Origin of the sequence: Synechococcus sp. PROS-U-1 (assembly GCF_014279755.1) — a bacterium.
Classification (GTDB): Bacteria; Cyanobacteriota; Cyanobacteriia; order PCC-6307; family Cyanobiaceae; genus Parasynechococcus.
In genome coordinates, this window is record NZ_CP047951.1 from 2,413,471 (window position 1) to 2,433,863 (window position 20,393).

General features: G+C 51.9%; 5 protein-coding genes. All 5 read left to right on the plus strand.

The annotated features are described in order from the left end of the window. Positions 1-36: 36 nt before the first annotated feature. Positions 37-13,422, plus strand: coding sequence for a SwmB domain-containing protein (locus SynPROSU1_RS13055; RefSeq protein WP_186570873.1), 13,386 nt, complete (start codon positions 37-39; stop codon positions 13,420-13,422). A 65-nt stretch (positions 13,423-13,487) separates the two neighbouring features. Continuing rightward, the gene (gene rplI, locus SynPROSU1_RS13060; RefSeq protein WP_186570874.1) at positions 13,488-13,946 is read left to right on the plus strand and encodes a 50S ribosomal protein L9; all 459 of its coding nucleotides are present in this window, start codon (positions 13,488-13,490) and stop codon (positions 13,944-13,946) included. A 70-nt stretch (positions 13,947-14,016) separates the two neighbouring features. After that, positions 14,017-15,423, plus strand: a complete 1,407-nt coding sequence (gene dnaB, locus SynPROSU1_RS13065; protein ID WP_166016292.1) for a replicative DNA helicase — start codon at positions 14,017-14,019, stop codon at positions 15,421-15,423. A gap of 85 nt (positions 15,424-15,508) precedes the next feature. Then, a complete protein-coding gene (locus tag SynPROSU1_RS13070; protein WP_186570875.1) occupies positions 15,509-16,474 on the plus strand; it encodes a helix-turn-helix domain-containing protein in 966 nt (321 codons plus the stop codon). A 97-nt stretch (positions 16,475-16,571) separates the two neighbouring features. Continuing rightward, complete coding sequence (locus SynPROSU1_RS13075; RefSeq protein WP_186570876.1) at positions 16,572-20,378, plus strand: Ig-like domain-containing protein; 3,807 nt, start codon at positions 16,572-16,574, stop codon at positions 20,376-20,378. Positions 20,379-20,393 lie beyond the last annotated feature (15 nt).

The window sequence follows — 20,393 nt, forward strand, 5'->3', positions numbered from 1 at the left end:
ACTCATAATCCATTCATAAGGGACTAAACAAAGGCAATGCCTTACGTTGACGGGCTAAATGTTGAGCTATACCAAGGGATTAACTTTGACAGCCTAGTTGCAACAAATATCGAGGAAACGATCAACCTTGATGACAGTTATGACACGGGGGATGGAGATGAATGGTCAATACGTGCCCAAGGAGAAATCCAAGCCTGGACGACAGGAACAAATCGCTGGTACACACTTAGCGACGACAGAGTTCGCATCTGGATCAACGGTGAACTGGCAGTCAACAACCCGACCGACCACCCTCAGACGTACGACTTAGTTACAGCAACAGGCCTCACAAATGGCCAGTGGTACAGCATAAAAATTGAATTCGCTGAGAACACTGAGGTAGGGAGATTAGCGCTTCGTCAGTATTCGAACTACACCCAACTCGTCCCCAAAGAACAACTTCGCTTCAATACAAGCGCACCCACCTTCCAATCAGCGGCTACATCCACTGATGGAACCAAAGTTGTCCTCACATACGACAAAGCACTCTCCTACGAGGAGGCAAGCGACTGGGCAAGCGCCACCTCCTCCACCACTGCAGCCACCTCCGACTTTGCAGTCACAACAGACGGCTCCGCTAACGCCGTCACCGCTGTTGCCATCTCAGGCTCCACCGTTGAGCTCACCCTCACCAACACCGTCAAAAACGATCAGACGGTCACCGTTGCTTATACCGATCCAACATCCGGTAACGACGCCAATGCTGTTCAAGACAACACTGGCAATGACGCTGCCTCTCTAACCAGCACCTCCGTCACCAACAACTCCACCGAGGCGGCACCCCTCTTTTCCTCCGCTGCCACCTCAACCGACGGAACCAAAGTCATCCTCACCTACGACGAGGCACTCGACTCCACAACAGCCGCAACATCCGACTTCGAGGTCACAACAGACGGCTCCGCTAACGCCGTCACCGCTGTTGCCGTCTCAGGCTCCACCGTTGAGCTCACACTCACCAACACCGTCAAAAACGATCAGACGGTCACCGTTGCCTACACCGATCCAACATCCGGTAACGACGCCAATGCTGTTCAAGACAGCTCTGGTAATGACGCCGCATCGCTGAGCAGCACTTCGGTCACCAACAACTCCACCGTTGCTGGCACCGTCACCAACAACTCCACCGTTGCTGGCACCGCTCCCACCTTGTCCTCCGCTGCCACCAACAGCGACGGCACCAAAGTTGTCCTCACCTACAACGAGGCCCTTTCCTCCACAACCGCAGCCACCTCCGCATTCGCCGTCACGACCGATGGCTCCGCTAACGCCGTCACTGCCGTTGCCATCTCAGGCTCCACCGTTGAGCTCACCCTCACCAACACCGTCAAAAACGATCAGGCGGTCACCGTTGCTTATACCGATCCATCCGGCTCAAACGACGCCAATGCCGTTCAAGACAGCTCTGGGAATGACGCCGCATCGCTGAGCAGCACTTCGGTCACCAACAACTCCACCGTTGCAGGCACCGCTCCCACCTTCTCCTCCGCTGCCACCAACACCGCCGGCACCAAAGTCGTCCTCACCTACAACGAGGCACTCGACTCCACAACTGCAGTCACCTCAGCCTTCGCGGTCACAACCGATGGCAGTGCTAACGCCGTCACCGCCGTTGCCATCTCAGGCTCGACCGTTGAGCTCACACTCACCAACACCATCAAAAACGATCAGGCGGTCACCGTTGCCTACACCGATCCAACCTCCGGCAACGACGCCAATGCCGTTCAAGACAGCTCTGGCAATGACGCCGCTTCTCTAACCAGCACTTCGGTCACCAACAACTCCACAGTTGCAGGCACCGCTCCCACCTTCTCCTCCTCTGCCACCAACTCCGCCGGCACCAAAGTTGTCCTCACCTACAACGAGGCCCTCGACTCCACAACTGCAGCAACATCCGACTTCGCGGTCACAACCGATGGCGCCGCTAACGCCGTCACCGCCGTTGCCGTCTCAGGCTCCACCGTTGAGCTCACCATTACGCGGACTATCGCGAGTTGGCAGACGGTCACCGTTGCCTACACCGATCCAACATCCGGCAACGACGCCAATGCTGTTCAAGACAGCGCCGGCAATGACGCGGCCTCTCTAACCAGCACCTCCGTTACCAATAACTCAACGCAAAAGTTTGCACAAATCGGCAGCAACATCAATGGAGACACATCATCCGATTTCTTCGGACGAGCCGTTTCATTATCCAACGATGGAACAATCATCGCCGTTGGAGCAAGCACTGGAGCAGGTGATAACGCAAATGCTGGCCACGCTCAAATCTATGAATGGAATTCAGGAACATCTGCTTGGGACCAACGCGGAAGCACCATCAATGGAGAGAGCAGTGGAGACAAGTTCGGCGAATCAATTGCACTCTCCGGCGACGGCAGCATTGTAGTCATCGGTGCCAGCAATCATGACACACCTTCACGCGATATAGGCTACGTTCAAGCCTACGAATGGGACGGTTCGAACTGGAATCAACTTGGGGCTGATATTCAAGGAGAAGCACAAGATGACTTCAGCGGATTTTGTCTCTCGCTATCAGACGACGGCACCATTGTTGCTATCGGCGCAGGCTCAAACGATGGCGGCGGCGACATGTCGGGCCATACACGCATCTACAAATATGACGGCACTGATTGGAACCAACTGGGAGCCGATCTTGATGGAGCCGCTGCTGGCGACAGAACCGGAGAAGCAGTAGCCATTTCCGGAGATGGCCAAACCATTGCCATCGGTGCTTACAAAAGCGACAGCAATGGAACTGACTCGGGCCATACCAGCATCTACCGCTTGAACGGCTCGGCTTGGGGAGCCTTGGGCAGCGACATCATTGGCGAAGCAGCAGGAGACGAAAGTGGCGGCAGAGCGATTGCACTATCTGAGGACGGCACAATCGTTGCGATTGGCGCCATCAAAAACACAGGCGGCGGAACAGGTGCCAATACAGGGCATACCCGCATTTTTCAGTGGAATTCAGGCACCTCATCCTGGGACCAACTTGGAGACGATATCGACGGTGAAACTGCTGGTGATCTCAGTGGTCGATCGGTCGCACTTTCCTCAAATGGAACGGTTCTCGCCATTGGCGCCATCGAAAATGATGGAGGCGGATCCAATTCCGGTCACGTCCGTATTTATCGATTAGTTAGCGGGAGTTGGGTCAAAACTGGGGAAGATATAGATGGCTTATCTGCAAATGACGAAACAGGTCTATCAATCTCACTTTCAGAAGATGGCAACACTCTCGCCGTTGGATCTGGGAGCAGTGCTGATTACGTCCGCATTTTTGATTTACGGCTCGACGTCACAGCCCCCACCTTCTCCTCCGCTGCCACCTCAACCGACGGCTCCAAAGTCGTCCTCACCTACAACGAGGCCCTTTCCTCCACAACCGCTACCACCTCTGCATTCGCGGTCACAACCGATGGCGCAGCCAATGCCGTCACCGCTGTTGCCGTCTCAGGCTCCACCATTGAGCTCACCCTCACCAACACCGTCAAAAACGACCAGACGGTCACCGTTGCCTACACCGATCCTTCCGGCTCCAACGACGCCAATGCTGTTCAAGACAGCTCTGGTAATGACGCCGCATCGCTGAGCAGCACTTCGGTCACCAACAACTCCACCGTTGCTGGCACCCCTCCCACTTTCTCCTCCGCTGCCACCAACAGCGCCGGCACCAAAGTCGTTCTCACCTACAACGAGGCCCTTTCCTCCACAACCGCTGCCAACTCCGCATTCGCGGTCACAACCGATGGCGCAGCCAATGCCGTCACCGCTGTTGCCGTCTCAGGCTCCACCGTTGAGCTCACACTCACCAACACCGTCAAAAACGATCAGGCGGTCACCGTTGCCTACACCGATCCAACATCCGGCAATGACGCCAATGCTGTTCAAGACAGCTCCGGCAATGACGCTGCCTCTCTAACCAGCACCTCTGTCACCAACAACTCCACCGTTGCTGGCACCGCTCCCACCTTCTCCTCCGCTGCCACCAACAGCGACGGCACCAAAGTCGTTCTCACCTACAACGAGGCACTCTCCTCCACAACCGCAACCACCTCCACATTCGCGGTCACAACAGACGGCTCCGCCAACGCCGTCACCGCTGTTGCCATCTCAGGCTCCACCGTTGAACTCATCCTCACCAACACCGTCAAAAACGATCAGACGGTCACCGTTGCCTACACCGATCCAACATCCGGTAATGACGCCAATGCTGTTCAAGACAGCTCCGGCAATGACGCTGCCTCTTTACGCAGCACATCCGTCAACAACAAATCAAGCGTTGATGGCACAGCTCCGATATGCCTTACTGCTGAAACGACTAACGATGGCAGCAAGATTGTTCTTACCTACGACGAGTACCTTTCATCAACAACTGCTGCAATCTCCTGCTTTACGGTCAAAACCGATGGCGAGATCAACCTCATAACCGCAGTCACCACCTCACGCTCCACTGTCCTTCTATCTCTTAAGAACACGATTAAGAAGGGCCAAACGGTCACCCTGGATTACAACGATCCATCAGCTGTCAACGACGCCAGAGCTCTCCAGGACGGCGCAGGCAATGACGCAGCGTCCTTCACCAACAGCACTGTCACCAACAACTCCACCGTTGATGGCACGGCACCAACCCTTCAATCTGCAGCGACCTCCACCGACGGCACCAGAATCGTTCTCACCTACAACGAAGCACTTTCATCAACAACCGCTACCAAGAGTGATTTCACTATCACAGCCGATGGCATAAACAATGACGTGAAGAGCGTCGACATCTCTGGATCCACCATCATTCTCGGCCTAAGCACCACAATCAAACAAGGCCAAGCGATCAAACTGGATTACGACGATCCCACTACCCTGAACGACGCCAATACCATCCAGGACGAAACAGGCAATGACGCCCTATCTCTGACTGACGAAAAGGTCACAAACAAATCAACCATACCCGCCAAAAAGCTTGTATGCAATAGCAAAAACGAAACCACCAAAGTCAAACTTAAAAACGTCAACTCTGGATATCTATATGGAATCGATGACGACAATCAGATTTTTGAAATCAATCCAAAGAACAAAACAACGTCTAAGATATTTGACACAGAACTACCAAACCCTAAAAAAAGCAATGGGGTAGCATATCACAAAGGATCAGGATCACTTTTGTTCTTTTACGAACAAACTCTTTACAGCTGGAACACAACAACAAGAGAACTTAGCCAGCACAAATTCAAAGAAGGCAAGACAGCAAGCGCAGCGATTTATGGTGATTCACTCTGGTGGATCAAATCAAATTCCAATCAGCTTTATCAGCTCGACATTAGCGACCTAAACAACGGAATGATCATTAGTGGAAGCCCTACCAAATATCTATTAGACAAATACACCAAAGCAGGTTTTGGAGATATCGCCATCAGCTCAGATGGCATTCTCTATGGGAGTGCAACAGGTGGACAAATCAAACGGGGTGGCTTTTTCTCATTCGATCTCCAATCAATCATCGATTCGGGGAAAACTAAAATTAATATAGAACACCACGGCTATAAACGATGCGGAAAGACTGAGTGGGTGCACAGCGAGAAAAAGATTCCGATTGGCATGCAGCTTGCACTCAGCGCAGACGAAAAAGTTCTATATGGACAAACACATCAAAACCAGTCAGCGAAAGGCCTCGACACCACAGGGCAATACTTCGTCTTTCGACACAAAGATTCTGATGGTCGCTTTACAAGCGAAATCGACTACGCCGACTACCAACAATCTCATAATCAACTTGATGGCGTTGGTTTCAGGGATATCGGTGGTGCAGGGCTAGACGCTATAGAAGAAGCAGAGGCAGCAGATATCCTCTCCTTCGAAGGAGCTAGTGGCGCCGAAACCAATGGCTCGGACATCAACAGAAAGCTGAATCCATATTTAAAATATTCAGTGATATTCAAGAAAGTTCTCAAGCGTGAGCAAAAGCTTATTTTTATCAACGAGAGCAAAGAAAGTCGCTCCGGCGCAGACATTTCAGACACACGCCTAAACGAAACAATTGAGTTTAAGACTGGAGACAAAAGCTTAGATCAACAATTTGAACGAAATAATAATGCCATCACTGTCCCACAAGGTGTCAAACAATTTGACATGCTGATCGATGTCATTGATGACGAGGAGGTCGAGGGAGATGAATCATTGATCCTTGCCATTGAAGGCTATCCAGATCTGGCACCAGCAAAGGCAACGATCATCGATAATGATTACGAGTGCGGCAAAAATCTCCTTAAAAATGGTGATTTTGAAGATGTTGAACAAAAGGGATCTCGTAAATGGTGGAACACCAAGACAATCCCAGGATGGGAACTCCTTAATAATGATGGGGAAGTTTGGACATCAGGCTTCAAAGGCATTCAGGACAACATAGATGGCAACAATTTCTATTTAGAATTGGATGCAAAACGTAAGTTAAATGCGATCTCTCAAACAGTCACGACTGAAATTGGCAGCGCCTACACGTTGAGCTTTGATTTACATCGAAGGAGAACGAATAAGAACGAAACCGTCGTCGTCAGCCTTAATGATATTGCCGCGAATTCACCTACTTCTGGAGAATGGCATACGCAAAGCTATAGCTTCATTGCAGAATCCGATCAAGCAATAATTAGCTTTAGCGAACCAAAAGACGAAAATGATAGCTATGGCGGATTGATCGACAATATCAGTTTGGTGAAAAATTGCACAGATAACGACTTTGAAGATGTCGACGTTGTTTCCTTCCATGCTGCAGATGGCAATGGTGCCGAGCTGACCGACGGCTTCAACACCTACCTCTCCTATTCGCTCTCCTTCGACGAAAAACTCAAAAAACAGCAAACACTCTCCTTCTCTCAATCACTCCCCGTCAACCAGCACAACGTTGATCCGAACGATGTACTCCTTGGCGCCGACATCTCATTCTTATCAGACAATTCAAAGAAAGATCGGGACTTCTCCCTCAACAACGGTCAGCTCACCGTTCCAAAAGGTATCTCATCCTTTGAAGCGCGCATCCCCATTGTTGATGACAAAATCGTTGAAGGCACAGAGTCGCTCACACTCTCCATTGCAGACTTAGAGGCCACTGCCCAAATCACTGATAACGATTCTATTGACAATGATTTTGAGTGCGGCAAAAATCTCCTTAAAAATGGTGATTTTGAAGATGTTGAACAAAAGGGATCTCGTAAATGGTGGAACACCAAGACAATCCCAGGATGGGAACTCCTTAATAATGATGGGGAAGTTTGGACATCAGGCTTCAAAGGCATTCAGGACAACATAGATGGCAACAATTTCTATTTAGAATTGGATGCAAAACGTAAGTTAAATGCGATCTCTCAAACAGTCACGACTGAAATTGGCAGCGCCTACACGTTGAGCTTTGATTTACATCGAAGGAGAACGAATAAGAACGAAACCGTCGTCGTCAGCCTTAATGATATTGCCGCGAATTCACCTACTTCTGGAGAATGGCATACGCAAAGCTATAGCTTCATTGCAGAATCCGATCAAGCAATAATTAGCTTTAGCGAACCAAAAGACGAAAATGATAGCTATGGCGGATTGATCGACAATATCAGTTTGGTGAAAAATTGCACAGATAACGACTTTGAAGATGTCGACGTTGTTTCCTTCCATGCTGCAGATGGCAATGGTGCCGAGCTGACCGACGGCTTCAACACCTACCTCTCCTATTCGCTCTCCTTCGACGAAAAACTCAAAAAACAGCAAACACTCTCCTTCTCTCAATCACTACTCGCCAACCAGAACAACGTTAATCCGAACGATGTACTCCTTGGCGCCGACATCTCCTTCTTATCAGACAATTCAGATAATGATCAGGACTTCTCCCTCAACAACGGTCAGCTCACCATTCCAAAAGGTGTCTCATCCTTTGAAGCACGCATCCCCATTGTTGATGACAAAATCGTTGAAGGCACAGAGTCTCTAACACTCTCCGTTGCAGGCTTCGAGGCCACGGCCAACATCACGGATAACGACTTTGATGATGTCGACGTTGTCTCCTTCCATGCTGCAGATGGCAATGGTGCCGAGCTGACCGACGGCTTCAACACCTACCTCTCCTATTCGCTCTCCTTCGACGAAAAACTCAAAAAACAGCAAACACTCTCCTTCTCTCAATCACTACTCGCCAACCAGAACAACGTTAATCCGAACGATGTACTCCTTGGCGCCGACATCTCCTTCTTATCAGACAATTCAGATAATGATCAGGACTTCTCCCTCAACAACGGTCAGCTCACCATTCCAAAAGGTGTCTCATCCTTTGAAGCACGCATCCCCATTGTTGATGACAAAATCGTTGAAGGCACAGAGTCTCTAACACTCTCCGTTGCAGGCTTCGAGGCCACGGCCAACATCACGGATAACGACTTTGATGATGTCGACGTTGTCTCCTTCCATGCTGCAGATGGCAATGGTGCCGAGCTGACCGACGGCTTCAACACCTACCTCTCCTATTCGCTCTCCTTCGACGAAAAACTCAAAAAACAGCAAACACTCTCCTTCTCTCAATCACTACTCGCCAACCAGAACAACGTTAATCCGAACGATGTACTCCTTGGCGCCGACATCTCCTTCTTATCAGACAATTCAGATAATGATCAGGACTTCTCCCTCAACAACGGTCAGCTCACCATTCCAAAAGGTGTCTCATCCTTTGAAGCACGCATCCCCATTGTTGATGACAAAATCGTTGAAGGCACAGAGTCTCTAACACTCTCCGTTGCAGGCTTCGAGGCCACGGCCAACATCACGGATAACGACTTTGATGATGTCGACGTTGTCTCCTTCCATGCTGCAGATGGCAATGGTGCCGAGCTGACCGACGGCTTCAACACCTACCTCTCCTATTCGCTCTCCTTCGACGAAAAACTCAAAAAACAGCAAACACTCTCCTTCTCTCAATCACTACTCGCCAACCAGAACAACGTTAATCCGAACGATGTACTCCTTGGCGCCGACATCTCCTTCTTATCAGACAATTCAGATAATGATCAGGACTTCTCCCTCAACAACGGTCAGCTCACCATTCCAAAAGGTGTCTCATCCTTTGAAGCACGCATCCCCATTGTTGATGACAAAATCGTTGAAGGCACAGAGTCTCTAACACTCTCCGTTGCAGGCTTCGAGGCCACGGCCAACATCACGGATAACGACTTTGATGATGTCGACGTTGTCTCCTTCCATGCTGCAGATGGCAATGGTGCCGAGCTGACCGACGGCTTCAACACCTACCTCTCCTATTCGCTCTCCTTCGACGAAAAACTCAAAAAACAGCAAACACTCTCCTTCTCTCAATCACTACTCGCCAACCAGAACAACGTTAATCCGAACGATGTACTCCTTGGCGCCGACATCTCCTTCTTATCAGACAATTCAGATAATGATCAGGACTTCTCCCTCAACAACGGTCAGCTCACCATTCCAAAAGGTGTCTCATCCTTTGAAGCACGCATCCCCATTGTTGATGACAAAATCGTTGAAGGCACAGAGTCTCTAACACTCTCCGTTGCAGGCTTCGAGGCCACGGCCAACATCACGGATAACGACTTTGATGATGTCGACGTTGTCTCCTTCCATGCTGCAGATGGCAATGGTGCCGAGCTGACCGACGGCTTCAACACCTACCTCTCCTATTCGCTCTCCTTCGACGAAAAACTCAAAAAACAGCAAACACTCTCCTTCTCTCAATCACTACTCGCCAACCAGAACAACGTTAATCCGAACGATGTACTCCTTGGCGCCGACATCTCCTTCTTATCAGACAATTCAGATAATGATCAGGACTTCTCCCTCAACAACGGTCAGCTCACCATTCCAAAAGGTGTCTCATCCTTTGAAGCACGCATCCCCATTGTTGATGACAAAATCGTTGAAGGCACAGAGTCTCTAACACTCTCCGTTGCAGGCTTCGAGGCCACGGCCAACATCACGGATAACGACTTCCCGAGCATTCAGCCCGCGCAACTCATCTCAATTTCAGGCAATACAGTTACAGAAGGATCAAATAAGCCCATCGTTCTTGAGTATACGTTCGACAAGAAGACACCCTTTAAGCAAGTTTTTCAAAGCGATTTCAGCACTAAAGCCGAAGATCTCCTTACAGCAAATAGGCTCGCCATTACGGGCCTAGATACCGAACCAATTGTCAAATTCATGGCAGATAATCTTGTCGAAATTGGAACTGATGGGCTCATAACAGTTCCCGAAAAAGTCGATTCCTTCACGGTCACCATTGATGTTATTGATGACAACATCCCAGAATTAACCGAGCAGCTCGTCAGCTCCATAGGCTCAATCGAAGGATCCGCCACCATCATTGATAATGACAGTCTTAAGCCACTATTGACCGCAACATCTATAGGTGCAACAGAGGGAAAAGATGACTATATGCGAGTCAATTTCTCATTCAATTTCGAAAGACAGGGTGACATGATTGTCATCCCGGAATTCCCTGAGCTACAACAACCACAAAGTGCAACACCGAATCTAGACTTCACGACGAACCTAAGGCTCAGCGACAATCTAAGCTTCAGCAATCTGCTAGAAAACAAAATCAATATCAACCAAAATGTCACTAGTTTTTATATAGACATTCCTATCATTGATGACACACTCATTGAAACAACCGAAAGCATAAGTCTCACCCTGAGGGTCGACGATGCAGATTATGCACCCTTTAAAGAAACCATTATAGATGTAAACAATTCAACAATGCTAAGGATTTACGACAATGACCCTGTTGATAACCAAGAAATAAAATATCCAAAGATCGAATCCATTGACGCCAATGCCGTCACCGAGGGCGATGATAACAATCTCGTCTATACCGTCAAGCTCGATCGCAGCACAGCCAAAGAGACATCCTTTGCCTTTGCTGTTTCCGGAGATGCCATCGGCGCAGCTGAAAATATCCCTAATCAGGTCGACTATCTCAATGCTTACAATGTCACCCTCTCAAACGGTGTGACAAACAATGGTGATGGCACGATCACCATCCCGACAGGCATTGAATCTTTTTCGGCTTCAATTCCCGTGATCGATGACAACCTCATTGAAAACACAGAGCAAGCGATCCTCTCGATTAGTACTCATTCTGGCACTGGGCAAATCTTCGATAACGATCCTCGTCCAACGCGCCCCACACCCAATCCAAACCCATCAGACCAATCGAAACCTACACCTCCCCCATCGATCATCCTCATTGATGCCAACGCCGTGAGAGAAGGAGATGGCAACAACCTTCTCTACACCATCCAACTCAATCGAACCGCCTCTACAGATCTCACATTTTCCTTTGGAGTTTCAGGTGATGCCATCGGAGGACCTGTCGACACCACAACTATGGTTCGTCAATTAAGTACCACTCAAAAGAAGCTCAGAGCTCAGGCATCAACACGATCCAATCATCGATCGACGTCAAGCAAGGAGAGTCACACTGCTGCAGATTTATCCAAACAGGTCGACTACCTCAATGCTGGCAACGTGCTCCTCTCAAACGATGTAGTGAATAACGATGATGGTTCCATCACCATTCCAGCTGGTGTTCAATCCTTCACCGCTTCGGTTCCCGTCATTGACGACTCCCTTATCGAAAACACAGAAACCGCCATTCTCTCCATTGGTTCACACTCGGGAACTGGACAGATCTTCGATAACGACTCTCCACCCACGTCAGCAAAGCTCCCTCCATCGGTAACGTTCATCGACAGCAATTCAGTGACTGAGGGGGATGGAAATAATCTTCTTTATACTATTCAGCTTGATCGAGCCTCGTCTTCAGACACAACCTTCACTTTTACGGTTGCAGGCGATGCTATCGGTGCATCAAAAAATATTTGCAATCAGGTCGACTATCTCAATGCTGACAATGTGATTTTGTCAAATGGCGTAACAAACAACGGGAATAGCTCCATCACCGTCCCGGCTGGTGTTACCCAATTCACAGCTTCAGTGCGTGTGATCGATGACTCCCTCATTGAAAACACCGAGACCGCCATCCTCTCGATTGGCACAAATTCAGGAATTGGAGAGATCTTTGATAACGACTCTCTTCTTGTCCAAAACAGACCCGGCTCTCGTCCGGCACCAATCATTACCAAGATCAAAGCCAATACTGCACTCGAAGGTGCCGATGAAGACTTGATTTACCGTGTCTCTTTTGATCGCCGACATCGGTCAAGACGACACTACCAATTTAAAATTGGTGGGGACGCAAGCTATGGCCTCGATTATTTAACGGGCAAGAACGTTGTCATCACCAATGGAGTAGCCAGTAATAACGAAGGCACTGTCACAGTCCCCAAGGGAGTCAAGAATTTTGATGTTCATGTTCCAGTTGTTGATGACAACATCATTGAATCGACTGAAATCGCATCGATTCAAATTGGAAGACATCAGGGCATCGGTCAAATTCTTGACAATGACACCCGTCCGACATCAACACCAGCAACGCTAAGTATTAGTGACGATAAACAAGGCCTAAAGGCCAATGGACCCAGTGGTTCTGGGCTTTGGGTCAAGCTCAAAGTGGACGAAGCTCGCGACCGATGGCAAAACAATCTCGTTCTCATCAATGCCAAAGGAAAGACTGTTGGAACGCTGGGCTCTACTCCCCAAACGCACCGCTATCCCAAAGCAATCCGTGGCGAAAAGCACATCTACTTAGAGGCTGGTGAAACCATTCACTTCCTCCAACAAAGCAACAATCACAAGCGTCTTAAAACGCCAAGGCTGGAGCTGTCGACTCCTGAGCCCAATGCTGTTGCCATCGCCTTGGAAGATGGCAGAGCAGGGAGTGGTGACTTCGATGACCTGATGGTCCAGGCAACAGCGCTTGATCAACCTGAAAGTCAACAGGCCGTCAAAACCGCTAACGCCCAACGCTCGACCTCCGACGGCATCCTCAACCTGAACTGGATGGAGACGGACCAGCAGCTGATCTTGGACACCCTGAAGAACACTGATCCGGACAACCGCATCGGACTGGTGCAATTGACTCGCCAACAGTCATCTGAGTTCACCGTTAACGGCATTGGAATCAACCGACCAAAAGCCTTTCGTCAGGCTCTACGCGACAACTTGATCGAACCAGATCAACAAATTCTGGATGGCGACAAGATCAATCAACGCTGGCATCTCTCAGCGAATGAAGCCGGCTTTTACGCCCCTGTCCTCATCACTGACGAAAATCTGGTGTTCAGCTTCGGCAGAACCACGGCAGTCGATGGGGAACAGCACCTCAAGGTGTTGGGGGAAAACATCTTTGGCTTCGAAGACGACTTGGCTGGCAAAGGCACCGACTGGCATTACGACGACGTCGTCGTTGCCGCAACGCTCGCGTAAGGCAGAGGCCTCACTCGGAGGCGTAGAGTTGCTGATCGCATCGACCCAGTCGTCCGTCCGCTCCCATGCCTAAGCGTGTAAAAGTCGTTCTGAATGAGGACCTCCTCAGCCTGGGCAAGGACGGAGACCTGGTGGAGGTTGCTCCGGGTTACGCCCGTAACTTCTTGCTCCCCTTCGGCAAAGCTGTGCCTCTCACCCCAGCGGTGATGAAGCAGGTGGAGCACCGCCGGGCCAAGGAAGCTGAACGCCAGGCAGCTCTGAAGCAGGAAGCCCTCGACTTCAAGACCGCCCTTTCCACCATCGGTCGTTTCACCGTCAAGAAGCAGACCGGTGAAGACAACGTGCTGTTCGGCACCGTGACCAACGGTGATGTGGCCGAAGCCATCGAAGCAGCCACCAAGAAGGAGATCGACCGCCGCGACATCCTGGTGCCTGAAATCCACCGCACCGGCAAGTTCACCGTCACGGTGAAGCTTCACAGCGAAGTCACCGCCGAGATCAACCTGGAAGTGGTGAGCTACTGATCCCTGTTAAACGGCACTCAAACGGCTCATCCGAGCCAGAGTGTTATTCCTTTCGTAACGCCCTGCCGCCATGGTGAGCGTCCCCCTGCCAGAGAAGAATGATGGGGGACGCCGTGGTTATGGCCAGGGTCGCCGCGACGACGAGCCGAACTTCGAGGCCCTGCCCGATTCCGTCCCGCCCCAGAACCTTGAGGCGGAAGAGGCGGTATTGGGCGGCATCCTGCTTGATCCTGATGCAATCGGCCGAGTGGCTGACGTGCTGCAGCCTGAAGCCTTCTATCTGAACGCCCACCGGGAGATCTTTCGCACCGCCCTGATGCTGCACGGCCAGGGCAAGCCCACGGATCTCACTGCCATGAGCGCCTGGCTGGCCGACACCGGCGCCTTGGAGAAGGTGGGCGGCAACAACCGACTGGTGGAGTTGGTGGAGCGGGTTCCCTCCACCGCCTCGATCGAGCAGGTGGCTCGGCTGGTGATGGACAAGTTCCTACGCCGCCAGCTGATCCGCTCCGGCAACGAAGTGATTCAGCTGGGATTTGATCAGAGCCTGCCGATGGAACAGGTGCTGGACCAGGCGGAGCAGAAGATTTTCGCCATCAGCCAGGAGAAGCCCTCCAAGGGTCTGACCCCCACAGCCGAAATCCTCACCCAGACCTTTGAGGAAATCGAGAGCCGCTCCCTTGGCACCTCAGTGGCCGGCATCCCGGTGAACTTCTACGACCTGGATGCAATGACCCAGGGCCTGCAGCGCAGCGACCTGATCATCGTGGCGGGGCGGCCGGCCATGGGAAAAACCTCGATCGTGCTGAACCTGGCCAAGAACGTGGCGCAGCTGCACGACCTGCCGGTGTGCCTGTTCTCCCTGGAGATGAGCAAAGAGCAGCTCACCTACCGCCTGCTCTCGATGGAGGTGGGCATTGAAGCGGGCCGGCTGCGCACCGGCCGCTTGCAGCAGGAGGAATGGCCGCTGCTGGGGCAAGGCATCAACAGCCTTGGCCAATTGCCGATCTTCATCGACGACAAGCCCAACTCCGGCGTGCTGGAAATGCGCTCGCTCTGCCGGCGGCTGATGGCCGAACAGGGCAAAGAGCTGGGGCTGGTGATGATCGATTACCTGCAACTGATGGAAGGCTCGGGCTCCGACAACCGAGTGCAGGAGCTGTCGCGCATCACCCGGGGCCTGAAGCAAATGGCCCGGGAACTGAACGTGCCCGTGATTGCCCTTTCCCAGCTGAGCCGGGGTGTTGAGTCACGCACCAACAAGCGACCGATGCTGAGCGACCTGCGGGAATCGGGCTCGATCGAGCAGGACGCCGACTTGGTGCTGATGATCTATCGCGACGAGTATTACAACCCGGAAACTCCAGACCGGGGTATCACCGAAGTGATCGTGACCAAGCACCGCAACGGACCGGTGGGCACAGTGAAGCTGCTGTTCGAGCCCCAGTTCACTCGCTTCCGCAACCTGGCGGCCTGATCCTCTCGGCACGTCCGAAACATCTGGCCATGAAGCACGCCATCAGACCAGACAAAGCTCGGCAGACATCAGCCCATCTGCCCCTGTGAAGCGCCTCGATGCAACATTCGAGAGTTGCAGTGACCTGCAGGAGCTGTTCCAGCCGCTTTCACCAGATCTTGTCGCCCTGCAACTGAGCTGCGGAGCACTGAAGGGACGGGTGCAGGCCTGGGGGTTTGACGGATTTCGATTGAATCTGCTGAACACCAATCAAACCCTGTTCCTCAGCGGCTCGCGGCGAGCCGGAACCTGCACGCTGACCCTTCCCCTAGATCAAGCCGAGACCGACACGGATTACAGAGCCCAGGGCATCACCATGCCGTGGCCGGGCTTAATGGGATACAACCGCGACTTGATCGATTTCGATCTCAAGCTTCCCGCCGGAGCCCAGTTGGCAACGGTGGTGATCAGCAAGGCGGCCTGGCTCGATCTGCATAGGCAAACGGACGGGCCAATGATGATGAAACGCTGGGAACAGACCAATCAGCTGGAAGTTCGAACACCCCTGCGTGATCAGCTTCAACGCCAACTCATGGCAATGATTCATGGCCAAGCAGATTCACAGCAGACCGTGGATTCTGTTCAGTTAATTCATACCCTGATCCAATGCTTTGAAGAACCAACAGCAAAGACACTGCCGATCGCCAAACGGGAAGCGCGGCACCAAGCGGCCATCGACCTGCTGCACTGGTGTGCCAAGCATCCCAAAACACCACTAAAGATTGAGGAGATCAGCTCCGAGATTTATCAATCACGGACATCGCTGTTCCAAGGATCCAAAGAACACTTTCAGCGCACACCGCTCGAACTGCAACGCTCCATCCGCTTGGATCGAGTGCGGCAGTTGCTGCTCAACCCCAAGCAACGCCACAACCAAGGCCTCACGGGCGTGAGCGAGATTGTGGAAGAGATGGGCTTCCGCAGTCGGAGCCACTTCGCCCATCGCTATGAACAGCACTTTCATGAGCTGCCACGCGAGACACTCAACCGAAGCCACACCAAAGCACCCTGAAGCTCTAAAAGCCGAAACTGCGTACTTTTCGGCCCCTAAGGCAGCAAGCGAAAAGCTCATAATCCATCGCAAGGTCTGAGAGTTTCCTGAGAGGGTGTTGCTGGACGATCGTCTTTATCAAGATTGGCTGCTCCAGCTGCAGACCTGGGCAGCTGATGGGCGACTCCTCTCAGCTGGTGTTGATGCCCTGCAGCTGAAGCGTGGTGGCTCAAAGCAGAAGCTGAAAAGGATCGCCAATCGGCTCTCGAAGAGTGACACGCGGGACCTTCCCCCCACTGTTTTGCTGCCGAGCAGCGCCATGCCTGGCGCCGCTGGAGCGTATGCGAAAGCCACAAAAACGATCTACGTCAACCAGGAATGGATCAAAAATGCAAATAAAATTGATGCAATTAGAGTCCTAACAGAAGAATTTGGGCATCACTTAGACAACCAGCTTAAGGAGGAAGACAGCCCTGGCGACGAAGGCGCTATCTTCGCCGAACACTTACTCAACTCTTATTCTAAGGGTGCAATATCAAGCGCCCAAACAAACTTAATTAATGAAAATGACCATGGCTGGATCAGTGTTAATGGTCGACTTCTAGAAGCAGAATTTGCAGTATACAATGGTACATCAGGTGATGACAATTACAACGGCGATAGCTCAGACGAGACGATTTATGGATATGGAGGCGCCGACTTCTTAAAAGGCGGGGGTGGATCAGATTACATCTACGGCGGTGGCGGTGCTGACCGGATCCGTGGCAAATGGACAGGAGATTTAGTAGAAGACAACGGCGCCTTCAATTACTTATTTGGTGGCGAAGGAGACGACATTATCTGGGGAGCCAGCAAAAAAGATATTCTGCGTGGTGATGGCAATCAAAGCGGGCAAGAATCCTCAGACAACGACGGCAATGACCTTCTTAGAGGGAATGGCGGGAATGACTTACTAACAGGCGGCAAAGGCCAAGATCGCCTTGATGGCGGAGGCGGCAAAAATATATTTGATGGCGGCCCAGGAGCAGACATTACGTGGGGAGGAGGAACGAGCAGCGAGGATGTATATCAACATGATGGCGACTCAGTCATTTGGACAAATGCAGAAAACCTGGGAAGCAGCGCAACACTAATCAATAACGAAACAATAACATTTGGGAATGGCGTAGACGTTATTTATGACTTCGATTATACATATTACAACCTCTATTTACCCAACAATTCATTCAGCCTCATAAGTGGTGGAGATGCCTTAAGTGGCCTCACAATTGGGCAAAACTATTTTATTCAAGGCAGCTGGTCTCACTCTAGCTTCTCAAATCACAGTTCAAACTATGGCTCCAATAATTACTCTGGCTCATTTACAACCGGAGAAAGCACAAACTCGAGCGAAGACTACAGCTTCTTAGTCCTTTACAACGCACAAGCAACAGACTTTTTCAGCGCAAGCAACACCAACTTTCTTGTTCTTGAATTTGATTACGACGAAGTCCATCCAACCGACATGGTTGCGGATATTGGCAGCACCAATCCTCTAAATGGGCAAAAAATAATGATCAATGGGCCCGGCGGCAATGCAGGTAATGGCAGCACATCCTTTTCCTTAGCCGAAAACAATTCATCTGTGCATACATTCTCCAATACCGGCAATGTTCCTGGCGGAAAATCGATTTTTTGGTCACTAGCAGGAGGCGCTGATGCATCACTCTTTTCAATCAATGAATCGACTGGCGCACTTTCATTTAATACAGCTCCCACATATGGAAACAACACCGATGCCAACTCTGACGGGACTTACGAGGTTGACGTTATGGCAACCCTCGGAGCCACCGGCTCTACTGCGAGTGCACGTTCGATTGAACTGGGCAGCGTTAATACGTGGCAGTCCGTTTCCATCACGATCACTGATGCCACCGCACCAACCGTTCAATCCGTCAGCAGTTCCACCGCCGATGGCACCTACAAAGCCGGCGACGTCATCACCATTAACGTCGTCTTCTCTGAGGCCGTCACCGTCAACACCACTGGCGGTACTCCACAACTCACCCTCGAAACCGGATCCACAGATCAGACCGTCTCCTATTCCTCTGGCACCGGCACTGACACACTCGCCTTCTCCTACACCGTCCAAGCCGGCGACACATCCGACGACCTCAACTACAAGGCCACATCCTCTCTCGCCCTCAACGGCGGCACCATCCAAGACGCCGCAGGCAATAACGCCACCCTCACACTCCCGGCACTCGCCAGCGGTGATTCCCTCGCCGGAAACAGCGCCCTTGTCATCGACAACTCTGCGCCCACCATCGCCATCACAGAGGACGATGGTGATGACTCCCTAGGTGTTGGTGATACCGCAACAATCACCTTCACCCTCTCAGAAGCCTCCTCCAACTTCGTTCAATCCGACGTCACTGTCTCCGGCGGCAGCCTCTCCAATTTCTCCGGCTCCGGCACCTCCTATTCCGCCACCTTCACACCCAACAACAACAGCACCGCCAATGGCGTGATCTCCGTTGCAAGTGGCACCTTCACCGATGCGGCCAATAACGCCAACACCGATGGTTCCGATGCCAATAACTCCGTCACGTTCACGGTCGATACCACCACCACTCCTTCTCCAAGCCCATCCCCAGCGCCGACACCCGATCCAACTCCAACACCCGATCCTTCCCCATCTCCTGCACCACAAGACCTTGATCCGCTCCTGTTCAAGGTCACCCCACTTGCCAAGTTAAACAAACGCCTCACCTACAGACTTCAACGCAATCGAGGCACACATCAACCCATCCTTGATCTCAACAATCGCGCCACGCAAAACGATTTAGAAGCAACCGGTGAAAACATTCGATATCGCATTCAATCAGGCAATAAAAACAATCTCTTTAAAATCAATCCACAAGGTATACTCTTCTTGCGCAAAAGCTCCAATTCAAACCCGCGCAAAACAAGGCTTTATTCGCTCATACTCAGTAGTACCAGCGCGCTACGCAGCCAGCCAACAACCCTTCAAACCTTCGTCATTCTCCAATCGCAACAACCCCATCCCAAAAGCTGCGTTGACTACACGATCAAACCCAAAATCCGCAACCAGCGCATCATCGGCACCCCCTGCGACGACACCATCCGCGGACGCCACAGCGATGACCTTCTCCGCGGCCATGCCGGGCATGACCTGATCAAAGGTCGCGAGGGCAGCGATCTCCTCCGCGGACACAACGGCAACGACACCCTCCGTGGAGGCAAAGGCGACGACACCCTCAACGCGGGGCTTGGCAACGACAACCTCAACGGACAACGGCACAGCGATCTCCTCCGCGGCCGTAGCGGCAGCGATCTCCTCCGCGGACACAACGGCAACGACACCCTCCGTGGAGGCAAAGGCGACGACACCCTCAACGCAGGGCTTGGCAACGACACCCTCAACGGACAACGGCACAGTGATCTTCTCCGCGGCCGTAGCGGCAGCGATCTCCTCCGCGGACACACCGGCGACGACACCCTTCGTGGCGGCAAAGGCGACGACACCTTGAGCGGTGGCTCCGGCAACGACACCCTCAACGGGCAACAACAAACAGACCTCCTCCGCTCTCGCAGCGGCGACGATCTCCTCCGCGGGCACAGCGGCAACGACACCCTTCGTGGCGGCAAAGGGGACGACACCTTGAACGGAGGCTCCGGTAACGACACCCTCAAAGGCGGGCTAGGGGCAGATCGATTCCGGCTCTCCCAAGGCACGGATCACATCCTTGATTTCAAACCCCATCGCGGCGACACCCTCCAGCGCCCCGCTTCAGCAACCCTGCAGTTCATCCAAAACCAACAACACCTCCTTCTCCTCGATCCCAACGACAACATCCACACCACCCTCCACAACACATCCCTGGAGGCCTTACTCAAGGCTCAGCCTGAGCTGTTGAACTGAACAACTGCTGCTGCC